This window comes from Microcosmobacter mediterraneus, from assembly GCF_031846265.1.
GTDB lineage: Bacteria > Bacteroidota > Bacteroidia > Flavobacteriales > Flavobacteriaceae > Microcosmobacter > Microcosmobacter mediterraneus.
On the sequence record NZ_JAVRIA010000023.1, the window covers coordinates 1 to 1,223 of the forward strand.

The 1,223-nt window shown below is 38.4% G+C and carries 1 protein-coding gene; it reads left to right on the forward strand.

Annotated elements, in window-relative coordinates; all coding sequences use genetic code 11:
- Window positions 1-1,223, forward strand: a 1,223-nt coding sequence (locus RM697_RS13670; RefSeq protein WP_311428457.1) for a hypothetical protein, incomplete at both ends; no start/stop codon positions are given.

Genomic DNA, 1,223 nt, shown 5'->3' on the forward strand with positions numbered 1-1,223 from the left:
AGATATGTTACCAATGTTACCAGAATTTGATTGTGGTACAGAAGTGAATTTAAGTTTTACATATACAGCGACAGATCGTTGTAATCCAAATGGCGTGAGTTGTACATCGACCTTCTTTGTACCAGGCGTTGTAGGTTTAACAGTAGACTGCCCAACAGCAGTAGATTTAGATGCTTGTACAGGTGCAGATGATATAGCAGCAGCTTATGAGTTATGGAAAGCAGGCTTTGCAGTAAATAATGGAGATAATCCAACAAGTAATATTGCAGATATACCAGAATTACCAGATTACAAATGTGGAGAAGCTGTAAACTTATCGTTTACTTTAGTAGCCTCAGATGATTGTAATCCAAATCCACCAGGCGTAAGTTGTACATCGACCTTTAAGGTACAAGCCGCAGATGCATTAATGTTAAGTGCAGCACCAGCAGATGTAACAACAATGGCCTGTGAAGATCCAGCAGAGAAGTTTGCCCAATGGATTTTAGATTTAGAAGCGATGACAGCATCAGGAGGTTGTAACCCTAGAGTAGAATACGATAACGTATTATCAGAATTATCAGTAGATGGTTATTGTAATATAGAAGCACAGGTTGTTACGGTAAATATAAATGCAGCAGATGATTGTGGTGCATTAGAACCAGTAACAGCAACATTTACAGTGCCAGCCTATTCTAATGATTTAGAATTAGTAGGAGATTGTTCTGCAGATAATGAAGTCGATGGATGTTCAACAAATGCAGAGATATCAGCAGCATTTGCAGAATGGAAAACAGCATTATTTAGCTTCACTGCTACAGGAGGTTGTAATGCAGAACTGATTTATTCAGTAGATGTAGTCAACTTACAAGCACCAACACAGTGTAATGAGGAAGATCAGGTGATTTCTGTAAATATTTTAGCAGAAGATGACTGTGGTAAAACACCAGCAATAACGTGTACATTCACAGTTAAGGCCTTTGAGTCAACATTAGAAGTGACTATGGTAGACGATGATACAGCATTATCATGTGATTATGAGACACAAGTAGATTTAGATTTAGCGTTTGCAGCGTTCTTAGGAGAGTTTGGTTTTAGTGGAGGTTGTGATGCATCCGGACAATTTGCAGATACTTATACTGCACCAGATTTATGTGAAGGTGGTACAGTAGATGTAACCTATAATGTAAGTGATTTGTGTGAGAATGGAGTTGAGACAGCAAGTTTCACGATAACACCATCAG